Source organism: Enterobacter cloacae complex sp. XAL002 (assembly GCF_049236805.1).
GTDB classification, from domain to species: domain Bacteria; phylum Pseudomonadota; class Gammaproteobacteria; order Enterobacterales; family Enterobacteriaceae; genus Enterobacter; species Enterobacter intestinihominis.
The window spans coordinates 210,331-230,757 of record NZ_JBMKJN010000002.1 but is presented as its reverse complement, the minus strand read 5'-3'; the positions used below and the strand labels follow the sequence as shown (position 1 = coordinate 230,757).

Here is a 20,427-nt window from a genome sequence, read left to right as displayed (position 1 = left end):
ACGGACTCCTTTATCGCAACAGTGGCGAGGGTAAAGCACCCCTCGCCCGTTGACAACGTATCCGTCTTATAAATCACAGCCTGCGCCGGATTTTCTCCACCATGGCTGTGGTTGAGATCCCGTAGCGGTCATGGAGGGTGGGCAACGCGCCCGCATCAAGGAACGCGTCCGGCAGCGCGACGGTATCGAAATCCACGTTCACGCGGTTGCGCATCAACAGCGACGCGACGGCTTCGCACAACCCGCCTACGCTGCTGTGGTTTTCCGCCACGATGACCAGCCGTCCCGGCTTCGCAGCCTGCGCCAGGATCGTCTCTTCGTCCAGCGGCTTAATGGTGGGCGAGTGCAGCACCGCCACGCTGACGTTATCCTTACGCAGCTGCTTCGCCGCCTCCAGGGCACGCATGGTCATCAGGCCTGAGGCGACGATCAGGACATCGTTCCCCTCTTCCAGCAGCGCAGCTTTGCCAATCTTAAACTGGTAGTTGTACTGGTCCAGCACCACCGGCACCTTGCCGCGCAGCAGGCGCATATAGACAGGGCCATCGTGCGCTGCCATCGCCGGCACCGCCTGTTCGGTGTCGATTGCGTCACAGGGATCGATAATCGTCATGCCCGGAATACCGCGCATAATCGCAATATCTTCCGTCGCCTGGTGGCTCGGCCCGTAACCGGTGGTTAGCCCCGGCAGCGCCGCGCAGATCTTCACGTTCAGGTGCTCTTCAGCAATCACCTGATGGATAAAATCGTAGGCGCGGCGGGTGGCGAAGACGGCATAGGTGGTGGCGAAAGGAATAAAACCCTCTTTCGCCATGCCGCCCGCGGCCCCCATTAACAACTGCTCGGCCATGCCCATCTGAAAGAAGCGTTCCGGGTAGGCCTGAGCGAAAATATGCAGATCGGTGTACTTCGACAGATCCGCAGTCATGCCTACGACCTCCGGTCGCTGTTCCGCCAGCTTCACCAGCGCGTGGCCGAACGGTGCGGCTCGCGTCTCCTGGCCCTCTTCCGCGATAGAGGCAATCATCGCCGACGTGGTTAAACGCGGTTTTTTCTCCGTGGTCTGGCTCATTACAGCACTCCTTCAGGTTTGTTGGCATCCAGCACAGCGAGTGCCTTTTGCCACTCGTCAGCATCCACGCGAATAAAATGGTTCTTGTCACGCTTTTCGAGGAACGGCACGCCCTTGCCCATCAGCGTGTCGCACAAAATGACGCGCGGCTGGTTTTCCGGGTAGCGTTTGGCGTTATCAAACGCCGTTACCAGTGAAGGGACATCGTTGCCGTTGACGCGCTGCACGTACCAGCCGAAGGAGGTCCATTTATCTTCCAGCGGCTCAAAGCCGAGGATCGCGTGCGAGTTGCCATCCGCCTGCTGGCGGTTAATGTCCACCAGCACGATCAGGTTCGACAGGCCGTGATGTGCCGCCGACATCGCAGCTTCCCAAGTTGACCCTTCGTCCAGCTCGCCGTCCGACATGGAGTTAACGACCCATGCCGCGCTCTGCTTGCGCTTCAGCCCCAGCGCCATGCCAACGCCAATGCTTAAGCCCTGCCCCAGCGAACCGCCGGAGATCTCCATGCCCGGCGTGTAGGTTGCCATGCCGGACATCGGCAGGCGGCTGTCGTCCGCGCCGTAGGTCTCCAGCTCCTCTTCAGGAACGATCCCCGCTTCAATCAGGGCGGCGTAACAGGCAATGGCGTAGTGGCCGTGAGAGAGCAAAAAACGGTCACGCCCCTCCCACTCCGGCTCGCCCGGCTTAAGGTTCATCCCGTGGGCAAACGCGGTGGCCAGCACATCGGCATAGCCCAGCGCCTGCCCGATGTAGCCCTGCCCCTGCACTTCGCCCATGCGCAGCGCGTAGCGGCGAATGCGCCAGGCCGCGGCGGCAACCTGTTGAACTGTGGTATCCGTCATCGTCGTATCTCCTTAATGGATCAGCATCCCGCCGTTCACGTCGAGCGTGATACCGGTGGAGTAAGAAGAGAGGTCGCTGCCGAGGAACAGCGCGGCGCGGGCAATATCCTGCGCGTCTCCGAGGCGGTTAAGCGGAATGCCCGCCAGAATGGACGTTTTCATATCATCGCTCAGCTTGCCTGCGGTAATGTCCGTCTGGATAAGACCCGGCGTGATGCAGTTTACGCGCACATTGTCGGGCCCCAGCTCACGCGCCATGGCTTTTGCCAGCCCCAGCACACCCGCTTTTGCAGCGCTGTAGTGTGGGCCGCCAAAGATGCCGCCGCCGCGCTGGGCCGATACCGATGAAATGCAGACGATGCTGCCCGACTTTTGCGCGCGCATAGTGGGAATAACCGCCTGGGACATTAGCAGCGTGCCGCGCAGGCTGACGTCAAGCACCGCATCGTAATTTTCGCGTTTGATATCCATCAGCTTGATCGGCTGAGTTATGCCGGCGTTATTCACCAGAATATCGATGCGCCCGTATTTCCCCAGCACCTGCTCAATGGCGGCATTAACCTGTAATTCATTGCTGACGTTCGCCGCAAGGCCCAGATGTTCGTCGCCCAGGCTCGCGGCGGCAGCCCGGCTGGCTTCAGCGTTTAAATCGATAATCACCACTTTCGCACCCTGTTCAGCATATAATTTCGCCGTAGCGAAACCCAAACCGCGTACGGAAGCCGCGCCGGTAATAACGGCGACTTTATTTTTCAGTAGCATACATTTACTCCATTCGGACAAGAGAGATTTAATGTTTTATTTCGGTTCTTCCAGCAGCATAATCATAATTAAGCCAATGGCTGCGCAAATACCGAAATAAATAAACACGGAATTAAAACTACCTGTTTTATCCAGCAGATAACCTGCCAGCATCGGGGAAACAAATCCGCCGAGATTACCGCCGCTATTGATAATGGACGCGGCAATCGGATAGGTTTTACTGTCCGCAACAGCCATTCCATAAGCCGTAAAAGCGGGCCAGCCGATATTCAGACAGAGGCCGACAAAAAATAACCCGACGCAAACCGCGACGGTGCTTTGCGGAATATTCAGCATAATAACCATCATTAAAACGGTGCTGATGGCGGTAAACATCATGGTCGGTTTACGTCGGCGGCCGAGCAGTTTGTCGGAGACGTAGCCGCCAAAAATCGCACCGATAAATCCACCGATGCACGGCATGCTGGCGACCAGCCCCATGCTCATAAACGTAAAGCCTTTCTCTTTCACCAGATAGAGCGGGATCCACGTCAACAGTCCGTACAGCACGCTGACCATCATAAAATAGGCCAGGCAGTCGCCGAGAATATTCTTCGAGGTAAACAGCCCTTTCACCGTGCTTACCGGGGCTAATTCCCGCACGCGGATCAGCCGATCGAGGCGTGCAAAGCCTGGTGAAATCACGATATTTTCCTGTCTGGCGTCCGGGGTCTCCTGACCGGCGGTAATGGTCTCCAGCTCCGCTTTCGAGACGAATGCGCTCTCGGACGGCTTGGTGCGTACCAGCAGATACCACAGGACGGCAATGACCAGACCGGGGATCGCAAAGGAGAAGAAGACCCAGCGCCAGCCCCAGGTCATGGCGATCCACACTGCCAGCGGCGGCACGAGGATGGGCGCGAACATGGTGGCGGCGATGTAGACGCCCGTGGCAGTGGCCTTCTCCTTTGGCGGAAACCAGTTATTGATGGTGGAGGCCAGCCCGACCGGGCACGGCCCCTCTGTTAACCCCAGCCCCAGGCGGATACACTTCAGGCCCAGAACCGAGGTTGCGGTGCCCATCAGCCAGGTAAAGGCAGAGAAGCCGAATATCGACAGTGCCACCATGCCGCGAATTCCCTTTTTGGCAATAAAAAAGCCCGCAGGAATTTGGCTCAGGGCGTATCCCAAAAAAAACATGCTGGCGATGGCACCGGCTTCGAAATTATTGATATGAAATTCGTCAATGATAAACGGCAGTACTGCACCAATATTTGTTCGGTCAGCATAGTTAATGGCATAAACAATAAAAATTAATGCCAGCACAACGAAACGGTAATTGGTTTTTTTAGTCTTTATGTAGGGGACAGCTTGTTCTATACGAGACATAACTTACCTCATTATTCGAACACCGTGAGTCGTTTTATTATTGCGTTCAACGTCAATATATCGGCTCACCCATGAAACGCCATTCAATAAAGCTCATTTATTGCTGAGATAAATTTGATTCGCGATACAGCTCAAAAAAATAACATCGGGATAAAATTGCCCGCTCGCAGTCTCAATGTTATGTTTTTTATCAATTATCGTGTAAGGAGTAGGCCATGTCCGCGCAGGATCGCCAGACGTTATCGCTGCCCTCGCTCAGAAATTTGCAGGCGTTTATCGCCGTTGCTAACGCCCTGAGCATCCATCAGGCGGCGGAACAGCTCAACGTCACGCCTTCGGCGGTAAGCCACCAGATCGCGTCGCTGGAATCGTGGCTGGGCAAGAAATTATTTATCCGCAGCGGCAAAGGGGTTCAACTCACCCCGACGGGAGAAAAATATCTGCGGGAGGTCTCGGCGGCGATGAGCGCCATCGGGCGCGCCACCGATCAAATCGTGAAAGAAAAAGACAATGCTGTGCTTCGCGTGCACTCTTCCCCCACCTTCGGGCTGTCCTGGCTGTTGCGCCGTCTGGGCAGATTCCGCGCCGAATATCCTGATATCACCATCAATCTCACCTGCTCCTATGAGAACCTACAGTTCGCCAGAGATAATATCGACATTGATATCCGTCACGGTATTCCGGACTGGGACGCCTACCGGGTGATGACCATTAAAAACGACACGCTGGTGGTATTGGCCTCGCCGGACTATGCAGAAGAGCATCCCATCAGCACGCCCGCCGATCTGCTGCAACAATCGCTTATCTCGTCCACCAGCACTCTGGTGAACTGGGAGAAATGGTTCGCCTGGCACAATATCGACAGGCCCTGGCTTAATTTCAGCCTCAGCTTCGACCGCTCCTACATGAGCTTTGAAGCGGCGCGCATGGGGCTTGGGTTTATTCTGGAGAGCAAAATGATGGCTACCGATCACCTGAAGGATGGCTCGCTGGTGCAGGTGCTGCCTGATGAAATGGGTATCGCCATCAACGCGCACCATCTGGTGATGCCGCACATGAACGAACGCGCGTGGAAGATCCAGCAGTTCGTCGAGTGGATTGACCGTGAGTTGCGATTGTCGGGGTATCACCTGTAGCGATACCCCAACGTGGCGTCAGGCGACCGTGCCCCAGACCAGATTCCCCTTGTGGAACGTCGCGGTACGCGGAGAGATACGCGCCACGGCCTCGGCGGAACAGGAGGCATCCACCAGCACGAAGCTGGCGTCGTCCTGCGCTTTAGGCCACACGCGCTCACCTTTGTCGTTCAGCGGCAGCACGTCGCCGGTGGCGATGCCCAGCGCCCGCGAAAGCGTCTGTTCGTTCGGGCGAATATAGAGCTGGGCGTAGAGGTTGGCTTTCTCCAGCATGTCCCCCAGACCGTACGGGGACCAGTGGTCAATCACGCTGTCGGTACCGGACATGACAAACACGCCTTTTTCACGCAGCTGCTTCAGCGGCATGTGCAGGGTGCCAATTGGCACGGTGGAGGCGATGGTCACCTGCTGCGCCGCCATGCGGGTGGCGATCTCATCCACCTGCTGTTCGTTAAGCGTCGCCAGCGCGAAGGCGTGGCTGATGGTCAGCTTCCCCTTCAGCTCCGGCGTTTTCTCCACGGTTTCTACCATGTAGTTCACCGCCGCCACGCCCGCCGGGCTGGTTTCGTGCAGGTGAATATCCACCCCTTTGTTGTAATCCAGCGCAATCTGGAACATGGTGTCGAGGGATTTCTCCATCGCGCCGTCGACGCTGGTTGGGTCCAGCCCGCCCACGTAGTGCGCTCCGGCCTGCATCGCCTCGCGCATCAGCTTTTCAGAGTTGGAGAGCAGCAGACCGTGCTGCGGGAAGGCAACGATTTCACAGTCAAAACCTGGGCTTCGGCGCGCCAGTACCGCCTGCAAATTTTCCAGGTTTTTCAGGCCGGAAACCGGCTCTATGTTGCAGTGGCTGCGGGCGATGGTGGACCCTTTGGACTGGATCAGGTCGATCAACTTTTCGGCGCGTTCTTGCGTGTAAGGCTGTAATTCCGGCAGCAGCTTCTGCTCCAGGCGGATCATGTCCTGAATGGTGGTACCCGCCGGACGGTTCAGGGAGCGCCACGGGCCGCCATAGAAGGTTTTGTCCAGATGGATGTGCATGTCGCGCATCGCCGGGAGCATCAGCTTTTTGCCCGCGTCGAAGTGCGGCAGGGCCGCGTCGGCGTGGCTGTTGTTATCGCGCAGGGCGACGATTTTCCCGTCTTTTATCTCAAGCGTTTTCAGCTCGGTGCGGGTACTTGTCACCACGCTGCCGTCGAAGTTAAACCCGGCTTCCAGCAGCACGTTGTCGAGATAGTAATGTTTTGCGGTGATGTTCATCGGTTTACCCGTCACGCAGGTTGCCTTAGCAGAATCGGCAGCATACGCGACGGAACCCGTGGCGCCAAAAAGCGCGCAGGCGGTAACCATTTTACCGCTCTGGCTAATAAACTCGCGGCGGCTTTTATTCTCACTCATCTTATCTTCCTTCGTTAACAATGTGGGTACCCGTTTCACCGCGCAGCGCTGCGGGCAGGCAGTCCGGCGAGGTGATGATCACGCGCCTGCCGCCATGGCGTAAAAATTCCAGCGAAGCGACGATTTTCGGCAGCATGCTGCCCGCCGGGAAGTGGCCTTCATCCCTGTAGCGCGTCATCTGCGCCACGTTGACGGTATCCAGCGCCTGCTGGTTCGGCTTGCCGAAGTTAACGCACACTTTCTCCACGCCGGTGGTGATCACCAGCACGTCGGCGCCGATCTCGCGCGCCAGCAGCGCGGTGGAGAGATCTTTATCTATCACCGCGTCCACGCTCTGATAATCGCCCTGGTCACTGCGCACCACAGGAATGCCTCCGCCGCCCGCGCCGATCACCACAAATCCTTTCTGCGTCAGCGCCTTGATGGCGTCCGCCTCGACAATGCGCCGCGGCTGCGGTGAAGCCACCACGCGGCGATAGCCCCGGCCTGAATCCTCGACAAAATGCCAGTCCGGATGCGCAAGTTGCAGTTCGTCGCGCTGCGCCTCGCTGAAGAACGCGCCGATGGGTTTCGTCGGGTGCATAAAGCCAGGATCATTTTTATCCACCTCCACCTGCGTGACGACCGTGACCGCTTTTTGTTCCCCGCGCGCCGCCAGGCGGTTGTTGAGCGCCTGCTGGATCAGGTAGCCGATCCCACCCTGGGTATCTGCCACGCAGTTTGCCAGCGGGGTCAGCGGCAGCCCTTCCCGCTCGTGGGCGATCTCGGCGCGGCGCAGATCCAGCCCCACCTGAGGGCCGTTGCCGTGGGTGAGCACGATGTCATAGTCCGAGGCCAGCATTTCGAGCACCGACTCAGCCACCGCTTTGACCGCCTGCGCCTGATGCTCAATCGACTGGCTGGCGTTGTCTTTGATAATGCTGTTGCCGCCGATGGCAACGACCATAAGCTCTTTCATTTTGTTTCCTTTAGAAGGTGCGTTCTGGCGCCCTCACCCTGGCCCTCTCCCACTGGGAGAGGGGGATTAACAGAGATATCGAGAACATGCTTCACCACAAACATCCCGCCCATCATCAGGTAGGCCGTGACGAACATCAGGGAACTGCCCTCGGCAAAGCCCACCACCGGGGCGTGGATCACGCCAAACAGCGCCAGCAGCGCGCCTCCTGCGGCGGCGACGGCCCCGCGTAGCGGTTTGTTGATGATGGCGAAGATGGCGATACAGCCCCAGAGCATGCTGGCGAGCGGCGCGCCGTTGCCGAGATGCATCAGGCCTTCGTAGTAGATCCCCTTGCTGTGCAGCACGTCGGTGCCAATTTTCGCCGCGCTGGTCCCCGCCGCGCTCATCACGCTGTTCATCATGGTCAGCGCCCAGTTGGCGATCCACGGGAACAGGCAGATGAAGATGACGGGCACCTCCACTTTCGGGGTTTCCCTCACCACCTGGTTGGCGGTGACAACGCCGATAAACACCAGAATCGGCACTATGGCGGTCATCGGTATGATGGCGAGCATAAAGGCCCCCAGCCCGAACAGCGGCACGATGAACATGGTCACGCCGGACGCCAGGGTGTAGCCGATGCTGGCGCCCATCGCTTTCCAGCCAGGATGGCCGACGTAGACCGTGACCGGGAACGGATTGCCCATCAGGCAGCCGAGCATGGAGGCCAGACCGTTCGCCAGCATTACCTTGCGGGTCGGGTATTCATCCCCCGCCGCATGGGCGCTTTCGATGTTCTCCAGGTCAAAGATGTAGTTCGCCAGCCCCAGCGGTACGGCGGACGCCAGATACGGCAGCGCGTGCGGCAACCCCTGCATAAAGCTGTCCACATGCACTTCCGGCGGGTTAAAGCCGAAGGATGACATGGACGCTTTAATGGCATCCGGGCTTTGCAGTCCGGAGATCCACGCAAGCAGAGTACCGGCAATCAACAGCAGCAGGCCGGTCGGGATGCGGGCGAAAATCGGCTTTTTACCGAACCAGTTAATGAAGATCAGCAGCAGGACGATAAACGACACGGTCGGCGCTTCGAACGCCTGCAACATCGGGTTCATCGCCAGCAGGAGCAGGCCAAGACCGGACAGGCACGACAGCAGCACGGTACGCGGGATCATCTTACGGATGGTTTCCCCCAGGAAGGAACCGCCCGCGAGGATCATCGCTTCCACAAAGCACCACACCAGGCCAATCTGAATCGCGAAATCCGCATCGCCGGTTTGCTGGTAAACCGGCATTAAGACCAGGAAGGTCACGGTAAAAATCGACGGCGCGCTCGGGCCGGACGGCAGCGCGGTGACGTCCGTTCGTCCGGTGGCGCGCGCCATTTGCAGGCCAAACCACGTATAGCAAAGACTCGCCACCAGCACCGCCAGCCCGAAGGCTGGCGCGATGCGTCCATAAACAATCTCCTTCGGGATGCCGACGACAAAAATGAGCAACCCCATCATGGTCAGCAAATTGGTCAGGTTGTTGGTCATCAACCCGAAATAAGCTGCCCAGTCACCTCTTTTCCACTCCAGTTTCATGTTTTTCATGGATGCATACCTTATAGAACGTAGCGATCGCGGAAGGTTAACAGCGCCTTTTCAAAACAGCTAAACGGCGGGTGAACGATGCCCGCCCCAATCATGCCGATACCGGCGTCCTTATGGGCAATGGCGGTATTAATGACCGGCAGAATGCCGCTGCCCGCGACCTTCGTGATGTCGATGGCGGACGGGATGCCCATAAACGACAGCAGCGGAATGGTGACGTTCGGGTTTTCGCCGAGAGTGATTTCGCGCATCTGGCGGGAGAAATCGATGGCTTCCTCCACCGTGCCGCCCACCAGCGCCACGATTGCCGGTGCCGTCGCCATCGCAAAGCCGCCGATGCCGTAGGTTTCGGTAATCGCGCTGTCGCCGATATCCAGCCCGGAGTCTTCCGGCTTATAGCCCGCGAACATCGGGCCGATCACCTGCTGCGCCGGGCCGGTGAACCACTGCCCCGGCAGGCCGGAGACGCGCAGGCCGAACTCGTAGCCGTTGCGCGCCATGGTGGTGACGACGGTGCTGTACTCAATGCCGTGGGCGGCATCCAGCGCGGCCTTACACATTGCCATCCACGTCGGACCGGAGAAGTAGTCGCTGCTGGCGACAAACTCGAACACTTCACGCTGCTGCGCCACCGGATAGCCCGCCTGGATCAGCCCCGGCGTCAGCGCCTGAATAAGCAGCGTGGTGCCCGCGTTGTTGCGGTTGTGGCACTCGTCGCCCATGTGCAGCGCCTGGGCCAGCATCAGGCGCAGGTCGATTTCGCCGATAATCTTCATCGCGTCGCGCAGCATTGGGCCGAGCACGTCGCGCATCCAGTTCAGGCGGTCGATCACGCTCTGATCGTTGGCCCCCATGCGCAGGATCTTCGCCATCTGCTCGCTGAGGTTGGTGAAGGCGCGGTTGCCGTAGGTTTTGTTCTCAACGATGTGCATAAACATCGACGCGGAGGTGACGCCCGCCATAGAGCCCACACAGTCGTGCTCGTGGCACGGCGAGAAGGTGATCTTCCCTGAAGCCGCCAGCCTTGCGGCGTCCTCCAGATCCGTCGCCAGCCCTTCAAACACCAGCGCGCCGGTAACCGCGCCCTTCATCGCCCCGCACATGTTTTCCCAGGTAACAGGCGGACCGGCATGCAGAATGGTGGTGCGAGTCATGCCCGGCACCACGTTGATGGCCTGGTCATAGCCCACCAGCACCGGATGGGACTGAATAATGCGTTCAAGGGCAATGTTGTTCGCGGCGGCAATTTTCTCCGCCAGCGGTTTTTCCGCCAGCCGATCCAGCGCGTCCACCACCTGCATATTGCCCTGCCCCGGCGGCGTCCAGTCGAGCTGGGTCACGGGAACGTGCTGTTTTTTGAGGTCGTCGCTGAACATCGCAATCCCGACGTTAATCACGTTCAGCGGCTGGTTGAATAAGGTCGTCATTATGCTCTCTCCCCTTTGCAGACAAATTCGCGTGCCAGTAATCCGGTATTGGTGCTGCTGCTGGCCCAGATGACGCCTGCGTCGGTCAGCAGCTGGCACTGCTGGGCCAGCGACTGCGGATCCTGATCGGTGCCGAGCACGTAGCCGAGAATTTCCAGCGGACGGTTGTCGGCTTTCGCGATTGCCTGTGCCTCTTTGATCGCCTCGATCATCACCCCCACCGGATCCTCGTGTGCGCCAAAGCCCAGCACGAAGTCCATCACGATGACGCCCACCTGCGGATCGCGCGCCTCCTGTAGCAGGCGGCTGATGCGGTTGGTCGGGTCGATCATCGGGTGTGGTTTGCCGTTGGTGAAATCGTCGTCACCGAAATCAAGGAAGGTGTGGGCCTGGCTGACGCTGATGTCCTTCAGACGCCTGGCCGGATCCGGCTGGATGTTGCTGTAAACATCGTCAAACTTCTCCAGCGCGGCAAACATCGCTTCGTCGCACAGGGTGCCGCCGCAGAACAGGCCGCGAATGTACTTCTGCCGCGGCGTCAGGCGGGCGCGCACCTCTTCGATCAGCGGCCAGTTGAGGGGATGTAAATTCAGGGAGTCTTTTTTAATGCCGGTAAGCAGCACCGCTTTCAGGGCCGCCTCTTTGGTGCCACGAGCAAACTGCAAGCCGTCTTCATCGGCTGGCGGTTCGTTGCGGCCCAGGAAGCACACAACCACAGGTTTGCGGCAGGCGCGTGCCCGGGCCAGCACCTTCTCTGCCACCGCGGGTGCAGGCGGTTTGGAGATGAGCGCTATCACCCGGGTCGCGTCGTCCGCCTCCAGCATGTCGATGGCGTCGAGCATCATCAGGCCGCCAATCTTCTCGCTGAGATCGCGCCCGCCGGTGCCGATCAGCTGCGACACGCCGCCGCCGAACTCGTGAATGCGCACGCTCAACTCCTGGCTACCGGTGCCGGAGGCACCAACGATGCCAATCGGCCCGCGACGTACCGCGTTGGCAAAGCACAGCCCCGCGCCGTTGATAATGGCGGTGCCGCAGTCCGGCCCCATCATTAGCAATCCTTTGTCATGCGCCAGCTGCTTCAGCGCCAGCTCGTCGTCGAGCGACACATTATCGGAAAACAGCATCACGTTGAGATCGTTTTCCAGTGCCTGGCGCGCTTCGCGGGCGGCGAAGGTGCCGTTGACGGATATCACCGCAAGGTTGCTGTCCGGACGATGGGTTTTGGCGCTGGCAATTGTCGCGTAGCGTGCTTCATGGGAGCCAGCGCTCTCTTTACGCGTGAATAACGCTTCAATGGCGGCAAGGGTTTCCTCATTCGCCGCGTCGCCTTTAATAACGATCATCAGGTCGCCGTTTTTCGCGTCCGCTAATTCCGGCGTTAATAGCCCGAGGTTTTTTAATACCCCTTTGTTCATTTCCGTCGCCATCGCCACAAACGCCTGCTCGACGCCCGGCAATTTATTGGCTTTGGTGGAAACCGACATTAAGGAAACCGAATCGAAATACGTATTCTTTTTTATGACGATTTTGGTTGGCATTATTTTCACCTGTTTAAGATAAAAGGGGGCCGCCGTCGTGCTAAATGCACGTCGGTAACAATGCGTTTTTTGATTCACGGCCAGCCAGGGGAAGGCTGACCGAATGCGCTATGCGCCTGCTGCCAGCAGCAGGTCTGCGATCGCGTTGAAGCCTTTTTCCCGCGCCAGTTCGAGCGGGGTTTTGCCGTATTTATCAGTCATGTGCGGATTCGCGCCGTGATCCAGCAGCAGCTTCACAATTTCCTGCTGCTTTGCGCCGCCGTCGTTTAACACGATGGCCTCAAGCAGCGGCGTCCAGCCGACAAAATTGGTGTGGTTGACGTTAATGTCGGTTTTTTCCAGCAGCTCGCGCACGATTTCAACGTGCCCTTTTTCACTGGCAGGGGTAATGCCCACGCCGCCAAAGCGCGTCAGACGGTCGAGATCCGGATCCGCCGGAAGGACAATGCGCAGCAGGGTTAAATCATTGGTCAGGCAGCCGATCAGGAAGGGGTTAAAACAGGTCTGGTCCTGTTTATCAATATCCGCCCCGGCGGAAATTAAAAATTCCACACAGGTGTAATGCTTTTTCAGGCTGGCAATAATAATGGCGGTTCTTTTCTGTCGGTTGGTCGCGTTAATATCCACGCCTTTTTCCAGGCAGGCTTTTAGCGCGTCGATATTACCCTCTTCTGCCGCCAGCAAAAATTCTGTAACCAGTGCAGTTGCAGACATATTCAGACTCCCTATGTTTCACTTCTGATGACCTGAGAATAGCAACAGCCTGGTCATAAAAGAATCCGCTTAAAAATGATTCATCGACACGCAATTCATTGTTGAGTTAAATTCAACAGTCCGGCAAAAACGTGCGTCTGTGCAACCTTTTTCTTATGGTTTACCGCTTTTACGCGCCTCGGGCTGCATTATCCTTATGAATGAAAAAGCCTTACACAGCGCGGCCCTACGTAAAAATCCAGAACTGTGACCGACATCAACTATGATGTAACGCCGGTGTTAAAATATGTTCAAAACTGATGGTAACCAGGAGCCATAATATGAATTCCATCTTTACCGAAGAGAATTTGCTGGCCTTCACCACCGCGGCACGCTTTGGCAGTTTTAGCAAAGCGGCTGCCGAGCTGGGCGTGACCACTTCCGCCATCAGTTACACCATCAAACGTATGGAGACCGGGCTGGACGTGGTGCTGTTTGTACGCAACACGCGCAGCATTGAGCTGACCGAATCCGGTTTTTATTTTTATCGTAAAGCGACCGACCTGCTGAATGACTTTCATGCCATCAAGCGCGGGATTGATACCATTTCGCAGGGCATTGAGACGCGGGTGCGCATCTGCATTAATCAGCTTTTGTATACGCCACGCCATACCGCGCGTTTGCTCCAGGTGCTGAAAAAACAGTTTCCTACCTGCCAAATCACGGTGACGACCGAGGTGTATAACGGCGTCTGGGATTCCATCATTAATAATCAGGCCAACATCGCCATTGGCGCGCCGGATACGCTGCTGGATGGCGGAGGCATCGATTACACCGAGATAGGCGCGATCCGCTGGGTATTTGCCATCGCGCCCACGCATCCGCTGGCGTTCGCCCCGGAGCCCATTTCCGAAAGTCAGCTGCGTCTGTATCCCAATATCATGGTCGAGGACACCGCGCATACCATCAACAAGAAGGTCGGCTGGCTGCTTCACGGTCAGGAGGCGATTCTGGTACCGGACTTTAACACCAAGTGTCAGTGTCAGATCCTGGGGGAGGGTATTGGATTTTTACCGGAGTATATGACGCGTGAGGCGGTGGAGGACGGGCTGCTGGTAAAGCGGCGAATCAATAATCCGCGCCAGGACTCGCGCATGCTGCTCGCCACGCAGCATGCGGCGACCGGTCAGGTCACGCGCTGGATCAAACAGCAGTTTGGCCCCGAGGGCGCGCTGACCCGGATCTACAGTGATCTATTGTGGCGTACCTAGCTTTTCGTCTGAACCCAAAACGCGTGGATAAGACCCGGGAAGTAACCCAGGATGGTCAGAAGGATGTTCAGGATAAACGCCCAGCCCAGTCCCTTGCCAAGCAGCACGCCCAGCGGCGGGAGAATAATCGTAAAAACAACGCGCCAAAAACCCATAAATAACTCCGTGCAAGCTAACCAATTGAAAATTATAAAAGACACTTCTCTAAGCGTAGCCAGTTTACGGGTAACTGCCATTCGTCTCTCGCGCTTTTACCTGCCTTTACCCTCTTTACACTGGCTGAAACCCTGCCTTAAATGCTCTACTGTTCTGAAATTGACCGTAAGGAAACACAATGTCTCTTCCTCTTATTTCGCCGCAGCAGGCAAACGCGCTTATTGCTGAAGGCGCCAAACTTATCGATATTCGCGACCCCGACGAGTATGCCCGCGAGCATATTCCAGCGGCGCACTCCATTCCGCTGGATTCGTTACCCGGCGGGCTTAACGCAGCGCCGGGAGAAACGGTGATTTTCCACTGTCAGTCTGGCGCAAGAACCGCAAACAATGATGCTCGTCTTGCCCAGGCAGCGTCCCCTGCGAACGCCTTTGTGGTTGAGGGAGGCATTCAGGGCTGGAAGCAAGCCGGGCTGCTGACCGTTGAAGATAAATCGCAGCCACTTCCGCTGATGCGTCAGGTGCAGATCGCCGCCGGGCTGCTGATTCTCTGCGGCGTGGTGCTGGGTTACAGCGTCTCCAGCGGCTTTTTCCTGCTAAGCGGTTTTGTGGGCGCCGGGCTGCTGTTCGCCGGAGTGACAGGTTTTTGCGGTATGGCGCGACTGCTGAAAGTGATGCCGTGGAACCGACGTACCTGATAAGGGGTATCTGAAAGATTAGGCTGTACCCCGCCCCGGACGTGGGCTATGGTGAAGATCGTGACAATGATGAGGAGGTGCTATGTTTTCTGTCGGTGATTATGTCCAACCGCGTCAGGGCGGTCCGAAACTGAAAGTGCTCGAAGTAAATGGTGAAAACATTGTGGCCGTGCAGGCCAGCAATGAGCAGGGCGAGAAATATCACCTGAAAGCGGCGGACGTAGTTCTGTACTCCGAAGAAGGTGACTTTGGCGTCTGCTAAGTCAATAATCGGGCGGAATATACCGCCCGAATAATCATCAGATCAGGAAATCGTCCAGCGATTTACCGTTTGCCAGTGCGTTCGCAATTGGCTTTGGCGTACGTCCCTGACCGGTCCACGTTTTCTCTTCACCGTTCGCGTCGATGAAACGATATTTCGCCGCACGCGCTTTACGTTTTTTAGCCGGCTGGCCCGCATGAGCCAGTTCTCCGCCTAACAGATCGCTCGGGGAAATACCGTCTGCCTTCATCAGTTCCAGCAGAGCATTAATTTTATCCTGCTGTTCAGCGCGCTGGCGCTCTAATTCAGCCTGCTCGCTGCGTTTTTCTTCTGTGACAATCCGAACTTTTTCCAGCACTTCTTCCAGAACATCCATGGATAATTCACGCGCCAGCGCCCGGAGCGTACGGATATTATTAAGATTCTGTAAAGTTAAAGCCATAATAATGAGAAACCTTTCTTCGTGTTTATAACATAAATCAGGCAACAGAATAATTGATTTTTGTTCTGATATCTACCCACTCTGTCGTTTTGACATTATTGTAAATGTTTTAGAATATCCCGTTAATATAACCCCGAATAACCTGTCAGTTTTAATGCGTAATATTCCGTCCTGCACCTGGTCAAAAATCCCTGTTTAATGCCGTTCAAAAAACCGCCCGGCATCCTCCGAATAACAAACGTTATACGCTTGCTCAGATAAGCTAATAGTTTGATTTCGTTTAATAAAACGGTGAATGGGAAAGAAAATAACGACTCGCACAAAAAACAGCCAACTTTAGAGAATTTTATCGACAAAGCGCCCATAAATAAAAATTAATCACTACTTGTTAGTTAAAAGCCAGAGGGATACGCTATACACTCAAAACAAACCAACCTAAAGCACTAAACGCCGCAGGTAAAAACGCCACTTTTTTGTCCTGTTCGAGGAGTTCAGACATGTTCTCACCGCAGTCTCGCCTGCGCCATGCGGTAGCGGATACGTTCGCGATGGTCGTTTACTGTTCCGTCGTAAACATGCTGATTGAAATTTTCCTGTCCGGAATGACCTTTGAGCAGTCCCTCTCATCGCGCCTGGTGGCCATTCCGGTGAATATCATGATTGCCTGGCCGTACGGAATGTATCGCGATGCGGTGATGCGTTTCGCCCGGCGTATTAGCCCGGCAGGTTGGGTAAAAAACCTGGCGGACGTGCTGGCTTACGTGACGTTCCAGTCCCCGGTGTATGTGGTTATTTTGCTGACGGTGGGCGCAGACTGGCATCAAATCGCCGCCGCGGTAAGTTCAAATATCGTGGTATCTATGCTGATGGGTGCGGTGTACGGTTACTTCCTTGACTACTGCCGCCGCCTGTTTAAAGTCAGCCCTTATAGCCAGGCAAAAGCGTAAGATAAGGCGACTGGCTCATGCCAGTCGCTGAGTTATTGTACGTCGCCAAACAGCCCTTTCAGAAAACGCTCCAGCGCCATACGCGAGCTGAAACCGTGCGGAATACCATAATGTTCATGCGTCTCGCCGCCTAAATAGAGCGGAAATTGCTGATAATGATCGCAGGTTTTAATATCCGAGGCGGGCTCAGCAAATGACAGGCTTCTGTCTTTGAGTGTCGGGTGAATAATGAGAGCAGTACGCCCCATTCTTGCTTCACGGTTGACGTAAACATAATTCTCACCACGGCGATATCCGTACGCTTTTGATGTTACCTCATCCATGGTGAACCCTTCTTTTTCAAGAACGCGCGCCACCTCATCGGGTCGTAAATACATATCTTTTCCTCATTATCATACCTGCCGGGCAACCTTACAGTATTCAGCATTAGCAGGGCTTTCAGAATATTCCATAAACTGCCCGATAAGCCGTGACTCGCTTCAGATATTACATTTCTGGACTAAACTAAACGGGAACACAAATTATGGAGGATCGTATGTTTAACAGACCGAACCGAAACGATATTAACGACGACACCCAGGATATTCGTAACGATGTCAGCCAATTAGCGGACACGCTGGAAGCCGTATTGAAATCCTGGGGCTCTGACGCGAAGGACGAAGCAGATGCCGCGAAACGTAAGGCTCAGTCTCTGCTGCGTGAAACGCGAGCAAGGATGAATGGCCGCTCACGTACCACTCAGGCGGCCTGCGATATGGCAAGCTGCGCCACCACCTTCGTACGAGAGAAACCGCTGTGTACGTTGGGAACGGTCGCGGCAGTCGGGATTTTTGTCGGCGCCCTGCTTAGCCTGCGTAAGTAAGCACGCGTTTTCAGCCCCGGTAGCCTCAGGCGCCGGGGCTTTTATTTGCCTGAAAGCCTGAAAAACCCGCGCAGTTCGCCCTGCCCCGCCAGGCTCATCGTTGGGGCCTTATCAATCTGAATTTCCCATATCTTGTGTGGTTGAAAGTTATCTCAACTACATCTAGTATTCCCTTTAGCAAGACAGACACCACATGACGCGTTTACTCGCGCCGTTCTCTCATTCTAAATGGAAATACGAATCATGAGCATTATTATTTACACTCGTAACGATTGTGTTCAGTGCCACGCCACGAAACGGGCGATGGAGAGCCGCGGCGTGGCATTTGAGATGGTCAATATAGATCAGGTGCCTGACGCGGCAGACACCCTGCGGGCGCAGGGTTTCCGTCAGCTTCCGGTTGTGGTTGCCGGCGACACCAGCTGGTCTGGCTTTCGTCCGGACATGATCAACCGCCTTGCCGCTCAGGGCGTCAGTGCATGAGCAGGCTGGTCTACTTTTCCAGCAGCTCGGAAAACACGCTTCGGTTTATGGAGCGTCTCGGGCTGCCCGCGATTCGCATTCCGCTGAACGAGCGGGAGCGTATTCAGGTAGACGAACCCTACATTCTGGTAGTGCCCAGCTATGGCGGTGGCGGCACCGCGGGGGCTGTGCCTCGTCAGGTGATCCGCTTTCTGAACGATCCCCATAACCGGCAGCTGATTCGCGGCGTGATCGCGGCAGGCAATCGCAACTTCGGCGAGGCCTTTGCCCGCGCCGGGGATGTCATCTCTCAAAAATGCGGCGTGCCGTATCTCTATCGTTTTGAACTGATGGGGACACAGCAGGACGTAGAGAACGTGCGTAAAGGAGTGAACGAATTTTGGCAACGACAACCGCAGAGCGCGTGATTCAGGCGACGCCGGATTACCATGCATTAAACGCCATGCTAAACCTCTATGACCGGGAGGGGCGCATTCAGTTTGGCAAAGATCGTGAGGCGGTGGACGCCTTTTTTGCCGCTCATGTACGCCCGAACAGCGTCGTCTTTGGCAGCCAGCAGGAACGTCTCGACTGGCTGGTAAAAGAGGGTTATTACGAAGAGCGCGTCCTGACCCGCTACGACCGCGCCTTCGCGGTGGCATTGTTTGAACGGGCGCACGCCAGCGGTTTTCGCTTCCAGACGTTTCTCGGCGCGTGGAAGTATTACACCAGCTACACCCTGAAAACCTTCGACGGCAAACGCTATTTAGAAAGCTTTGAAGATCGGGTGGTGATGGTAGCCCTGACGCTGGCGCAGGGCGATGAAGCCCTGGCCGAAAGACTGACGGAGGAGATCCTCTCTGGCCGCTTCCAGCCCGCCACGCCAACGTTCCTTAACTGCGGCAAAGCCCAGCGCGGCGAGCTGGTCTCCTGCTTCCTGCTGCGTATTGAAGACAATATGGAGTCGATTGGCCGTGCGGTAAATTCGGCGCTACAGCTTTCGAAACGCGGCGGCGGCGTGGCATTTCTGCTTTCGAACCTGCGGGAAGCGGGCGCACCGATCAAGCGCATCGAAAATCAGTCCTCCGGCGTCATCCCGGTGATGAAGATGCTGGAAGATGCCTTCTCATACGCCAACCAGCTTGGCGCACGTCAGGGCGCGGGCGCGGTTTATCTGCACGCGCATCATCCGGACATTCTGCGTTTTCTGGATACCAAACGTGAAAACGCCGACGAAAAGATCCGCATTAAAACCCTGTCGCTCGGCGTGGTGATCCCGGATATCACGTTTAAGCTGGCCAAAGAAAATGCCTACATGGCGCTTTTCTCGCCGTATGACGTCGAGCGTATCTACGGCAAAGCCTTTGGCGATGTGGCCATCAGCGAACTGTATGACGAACTGGTGACGGACGAGCGCATTCGTAAGAAATACATTAACGCCCGCGACTTTTTCCAGACGCTTGCCGAAATTCAGTTTGAGTCCGGGTACCCGTACATCATGTACGAGGATACGGTGAACCGCGCCAACCCGATTGCCGGGCGCATCAACATGAGCAATCTGTGCTCGGAGATTTTGCAGGTCAACAGCGCGTCCAGTTACGACGAGAACCTCGACTACGCGGATATCGGCAAAGATATCTCCTGCAATCTCGGTTCGCTGAATATTGCCCACACCATGGATTCCCCCGATTTTGGCCGCACGGTAGAGACCGCCATTCGCGGGCTGACGGCGGTATCGGACATGAGCCACATCCGCAGCGTACCGTCCATTGAGGCGGGCAACGCCGCGTCGCATGCCATCGGCCTTGGGCAGATGAACCTGCACGGCTATCTGGCGCGGGAGGGTATCGCCTACGGCAGCCCGGAAGGGCTGGATTTCACCAACCTTTATTTCTATACCATCACCTGGCATGCGCTGCATACCTCGATGATGCTGGCGCGCGAACGCAACCAGCGGTTCGCAGGCTTTGAGCAGTCCCGCTACGCCAGCGGAGAGTATTTCAGCCAGTATCTGGAAGGCGACTGGCAGCCGAAAACCGAAAAAGTACGCGCGCTGTTTGTCCGCGCTGGCATCACCCTGCCGACGCGTGAGATGTGGCAACAGCTGCGTGAAGAGGTGATGCGCTACGGCATTTATAACCAGAACCTTCAGGCGGTGCCGCCAACCGGCTCCATTTCCTATATAAATCATGCCACGTCGAGCATCCATCCGATCGTGTCGAAGATTGAAATCCGCAAGGAAGGCAAAACCGGACGCGTCTACTACCCTGCCCCGTTTATGACTAACGAGAATCTGGCTCTGTACCAGGACGCCTATGAGATCGGCCCGGAAAAGATCATTGATACCTACGCCGAGGCGACCAGACATGTGGACCAGGGGCTGTCGCTGACGCTCTTCTTCCCGGACACCGCCACCACGCGGGATATCAATAAAGCGCAGATCTACGCCTGGAAGAGAGGCATCAAAACGCTGTACTACATTCGCCTGCGCCAGCTCGCGCTGGAAGGTACCGAAATTGAAGGCTGCGTGTCCTGCGCGCTGTAAGGAGAA

At 56.4% G+C, this 20,427-nt stretch carries 22 protein-coding genes; 9 read left to right on the top strand and 13 right to left on the bottom strand.

What is annotated here, in order from left to right; all coding sequences use genetic code 11:
• Window positions 1-73 precede the first annotated feature (73 nt).
• From ACOT0L_RS02755 to ACOT0L_RS02740, 4 genes are read right to left on the bottom strand one after another with little or no spacing between them, the layout of a single operon-like run.
• Entirely contained in the window at window positions 74-1,072 is a 999-nt protein-coding gene (locus ACOT0L_RS02755) for a transketolase family protein (RefSeq protein WP_022651706.1), read from the bottom strand.
• Window positions 1,072-1,917 (bottom strand): transketolase, encoded by an 846-nt coding sequence (locus ACOT0L_RS02750; protein WP_022651707.1) that lies wholly within the window; start codon window positions 1,915-1,917, stop codon window positions 1,072-1,074. The genes ACOT0L_RS02755 and ACOT0L_RS02750 overlap by 1 nt, the downstream gene beginning before the upstream one ends.
• 12 nt (window positions 1,918-1,929) lie before the next feature.
• The gene (locus tag ACOT0L_RS02745) at window positions 1,930-2,679 is read right to left on the bottom strand and encodes an SDR family NAD(P)-dependent oxidoreductase (RefSeq protein ID WP_126502718.1); all 750 of its coding nucleotides are present in this window, start codon (window positions 2,677-2,679) and stop codon (window positions 1,930-1,932) included.
• A 36-nt stretch (window positions 2,680-2,715) separates the two neighbouring features.
• Window positions 2,716-4,047, bottom strand: a complete 1,332-nt coding sequence (locus ACOT0L_RS02740) for an MFS transporter (protein WP_058676724.1) — start codon at window positions 4,045-4,047, stop codon at window positions 2,716-2,718.
• A 215-nt stretch (window positions 4,048-4,262) separates the two neighbouring features.
• Between ACOT0L_RS02740 and ACOT0L_RS02735 the strand changes: the two genes are divergently transcribed.
• The gene (locus ACOT0L_RS02735; RefSeq protein WP_023323646.1) at window positions 4,263-5,183 is read left to right on the top strand and encodes a LysR substrate-binding domain-containing protein; all 921 of its coding nucleotides are present in this window, start codon (window positions 4,263-4,265) and stop codon (window positions 5,181-5,183) included.
• Window positions 5,184-5,201: 18 nt separating this feature from the next.
• Here ACOT0L_RS02735 and ACOT0L_RS02730 read toward each other — a convergent pair whose 3' ends face one another.
• From ACOT0L_RS02730 to ACOT0L_RS02705, 6 genes are all read right to left on the bottom strand, one after another.
• Window positions 5,202-6,581: an amidohydrolase family protein gene (locus ACOT0L_RS02730; protein ID WP_126502717.1), complete on the bottom strand. Its 1,380-nt coding sequence runs from the start codon at window positions 6,579-6,581 to the stop codon at window positions 5,202-5,204.
• A gap of 1 nt (window position 6,582) precedes the next feature.
• Entirely contained in the window at window positions 6,583-7,539 is a 957-nt protein-coding gene (locus ACOT0L_RS02725) for a carbamate kinase family protein (RefSeq protein ID WP_023306797.1), read from the bottom strand.
• Window positions 7,536-9,116, bottom strand: a complete 1,581-nt coding sequence (locus tag ACOT0L_RS02720) for a hypothetical protein (RefSeq protein ID WP_022649120.1) — start codon at window positions 9,114-9,116, stop codon at window positions 7,536-7,538. The genes ACOT0L_RS02725 and ACOT0L_RS02720 overlap by 4 nt, the downstream gene beginning before the upstream one ends.
• A gap of 11 nt (window positions 9,117-9,127) precedes the next feature.
• Window positions 9,128-10,543, bottom strand: coding sequence for a DUF1116 domain-containing protein (locus ACOT0L_RS02715; RefSeq protein WP_023298441.1), 1,416 nt, complete (start codon window positions 10,541-10,543; stop codon window positions 9,128-9,130).
• A complete protein-coding gene (fdrA, locus tag ACOT0L_RS02710) occupies window positions 10,543-12,084 on the bottom strand; it encodes an acyl-CoA synthetase FdrA (RefSeq protein ID WP_126290834.1) in 1,542 nt (513 codons plus the stop codon). Before fdrA ends, ACOT0L_RS02715 begins: the two co-directional genes overlap by 1 nt.
• 108 nt (window positions 12,085-12,192) lie before the next feature.
• Complete coding sequence (locus ACOT0L_RS02705; protein ID WP_126502716.1) at window positions 12,193-12,798, bottom strand: ankyrin repeat domain-containing protein; 606 nt, start codon at window positions 12,796-12,798, stop codon at window positions 12,193-12,195.
• A 320-nt stretch (window positions 12,799-13,118) separates the two neighbouring features.
• On the opposite strand from ACOT0L_RS02705, the gene ACOT0L_RS02700 reads away from it, so the two are divergent.
• On the top strand, window positions 13,119-14,048 hold the full coding sequence (locus tag ACOT0L_RS02700; protein ID WP_032625925.1) for a LysR substrate-binding domain-containing protein: 930 nt from the start codon (window positions 13,119-13,121) through the stop codon (window positions 14,046-14,048).
• Here the strand turns inward: ACOT0L_RS02700 and ACOT0L_RS02695 are convergent.
• Window positions 14,045-14,203 (bottom strand): YqaE/Pmp3 family membrane protein, encoded by a 159-nt coding sequence (locus ACOT0L_RS02695; protein WP_003862203.1) that lies wholly within the window; start codon window positions 14,201-14,203, stop codon window positions 14,045-14,047. The genes ACOT0L_RS02700 and ACOT0L_RS02695 overlap by 4 nt on opposite strands.
• A 179-nt stretch (window positions 14,204-14,382) precedes the next feature.
• On the opposite strand from ACOT0L_RS02695, the gene ACOT0L_RS02690 reads away from it, so the two are divergent.
• Together ACOT0L_RS02690 and ACOT0L_RS02685 are read left to right on the top strand one after the other, a co-directional pair.
• On the top strand, window positions 14,383-14,901 hold the full coding sequence (locus ACOT0L_RS02690; protein WP_126502715.1) for a rhodanese family protein: 519 nt from the start codon (window positions 14,383-14,385) through the stop codon (window positions 14,899-14,901).
• 82 nt (window positions 14,902-14,983) lie between these two features.
• Window positions 14,984-15,163 (top strand): hypothetical protein, encoded by a 180-nt coding sequence (locus tag ACOT0L_RS02685; RefSeq protein ID WP_006811690.1) that lies wholly within the window; start codon window positions 14,984-14,986, stop codon window positions 15,161-15,163.
• 37 nt (window positions 15,164-15,200) lie between these two features.
• Here the strand turns inward: ACOT0L_RS02685 and stpA are convergent, their stop codons facing one another.
• Window positions 15,201-15,605, bottom strand: coding sequence for a DNA-binding protein StpA (gene stpA / locus ACOT0L_RS02680; RefSeq protein ID WP_022649126.1), 405 nt, complete (start codon window positions 15,603-15,605; stop codon window positions 15,201-15,203).
• 497 nt (window positions 15,606-16,102) lie between these two features.
• Between stpA and alaE the strand changes: the two genes are divergently transcribed.
• Window positions 16,103-16,552 carry an L-alanine exporter AlaE gene (alaE, locus tag ACOT0L_RS02675; protein ID WP_022649127.1) on the top strand — a complete coding sequence of 150 codons (450 nt, stop codon included), beginning with the start codon at window positions 16,103-16,105 and terminating at the stop codon, window positions 16,550-16,552.
• A 32-nt stretch (window positions 16,553-16,584) separates the two neighbouring features.
• On the opposite strand, the gene ACOT0L_RS02670 is transcribed toward alaE, so the two are convergent.
• On the bottom strand, window positions 16,585-16,929 hold the full coding sequence (locus ACOT0L_RS02670; RefSeq protein ID WP_006811693.1) for a DUF2002 family protein: 345 nt from the start codon (window positions 16,927-16,929) through the stop codon (window positions 16,585-16,587).
• Window positions 16,930-17,087: 158 nt separating this feature from the next.
• On the opposite strand from ACOT0L_RS02670, the gene ACOT0L_RS02665 reads away from it, so the two are divergent.
• From ACOT0L_RS02665 to nrdE, 4 genes are all read left to right on the top strand, one after another.
• Complete coding sequence (locus ACOT0L_RS02665) at window positions 17,088-17,414, top strand: DUF883 domain-containing protein (protein WP_017382769.1); 327 nt, start codon at window positions 17,088-17,090, stop codon at window positions 17,412-17,414.
• Between the two features lie 243 nt (window positions 17,415-17,657).
• On the top strand, window positions 17,658-17,897 hold the full coding sequence (gene nrdH, locus ACOT0L_RS02660; RefSeq protein WP_017382770.1) for a glutaredoxin-like protein NrdH: 240 nt from the start codon (window positions 17,658-17,660) through the stop codon (window positions 17,895-17,897).
• Window positions 17,894-18,304, top strand: a complete 411-nt coding sequence (nrdI, locus tag ACOT0L_RS02655; RefSeq protein ID WP_022649128.1) for a class Ib ribonucleoside-diphosphate reductase assembly flavoprotein NrdI — start codon at window positions 17,894-17,896, stop codon at window positions 18,302-18,304. The genes nrdH and nrdI overlap by 4 nt, the downstream gene beginning before the upstream one ends.
• On the top strand, window positions 18,277-20,421 hold the full coding sequence (gene nrdE / locus ACOT0L_RS02650) for a class 1b ribonucleoside-diphosphate reductase subunit alpha (protein WP_126502714.1): 2,145 nt from the start codon (window positions 18,277-18,279) through the stop codon (window positions 20,419-20,421). Before nrdI ends, nrdE begins: the two co-directional genes overlap by 28 nt.
• The last annotated feature ends 6 nt before the right edge of the window (window positions 20,422-20,427 follow it).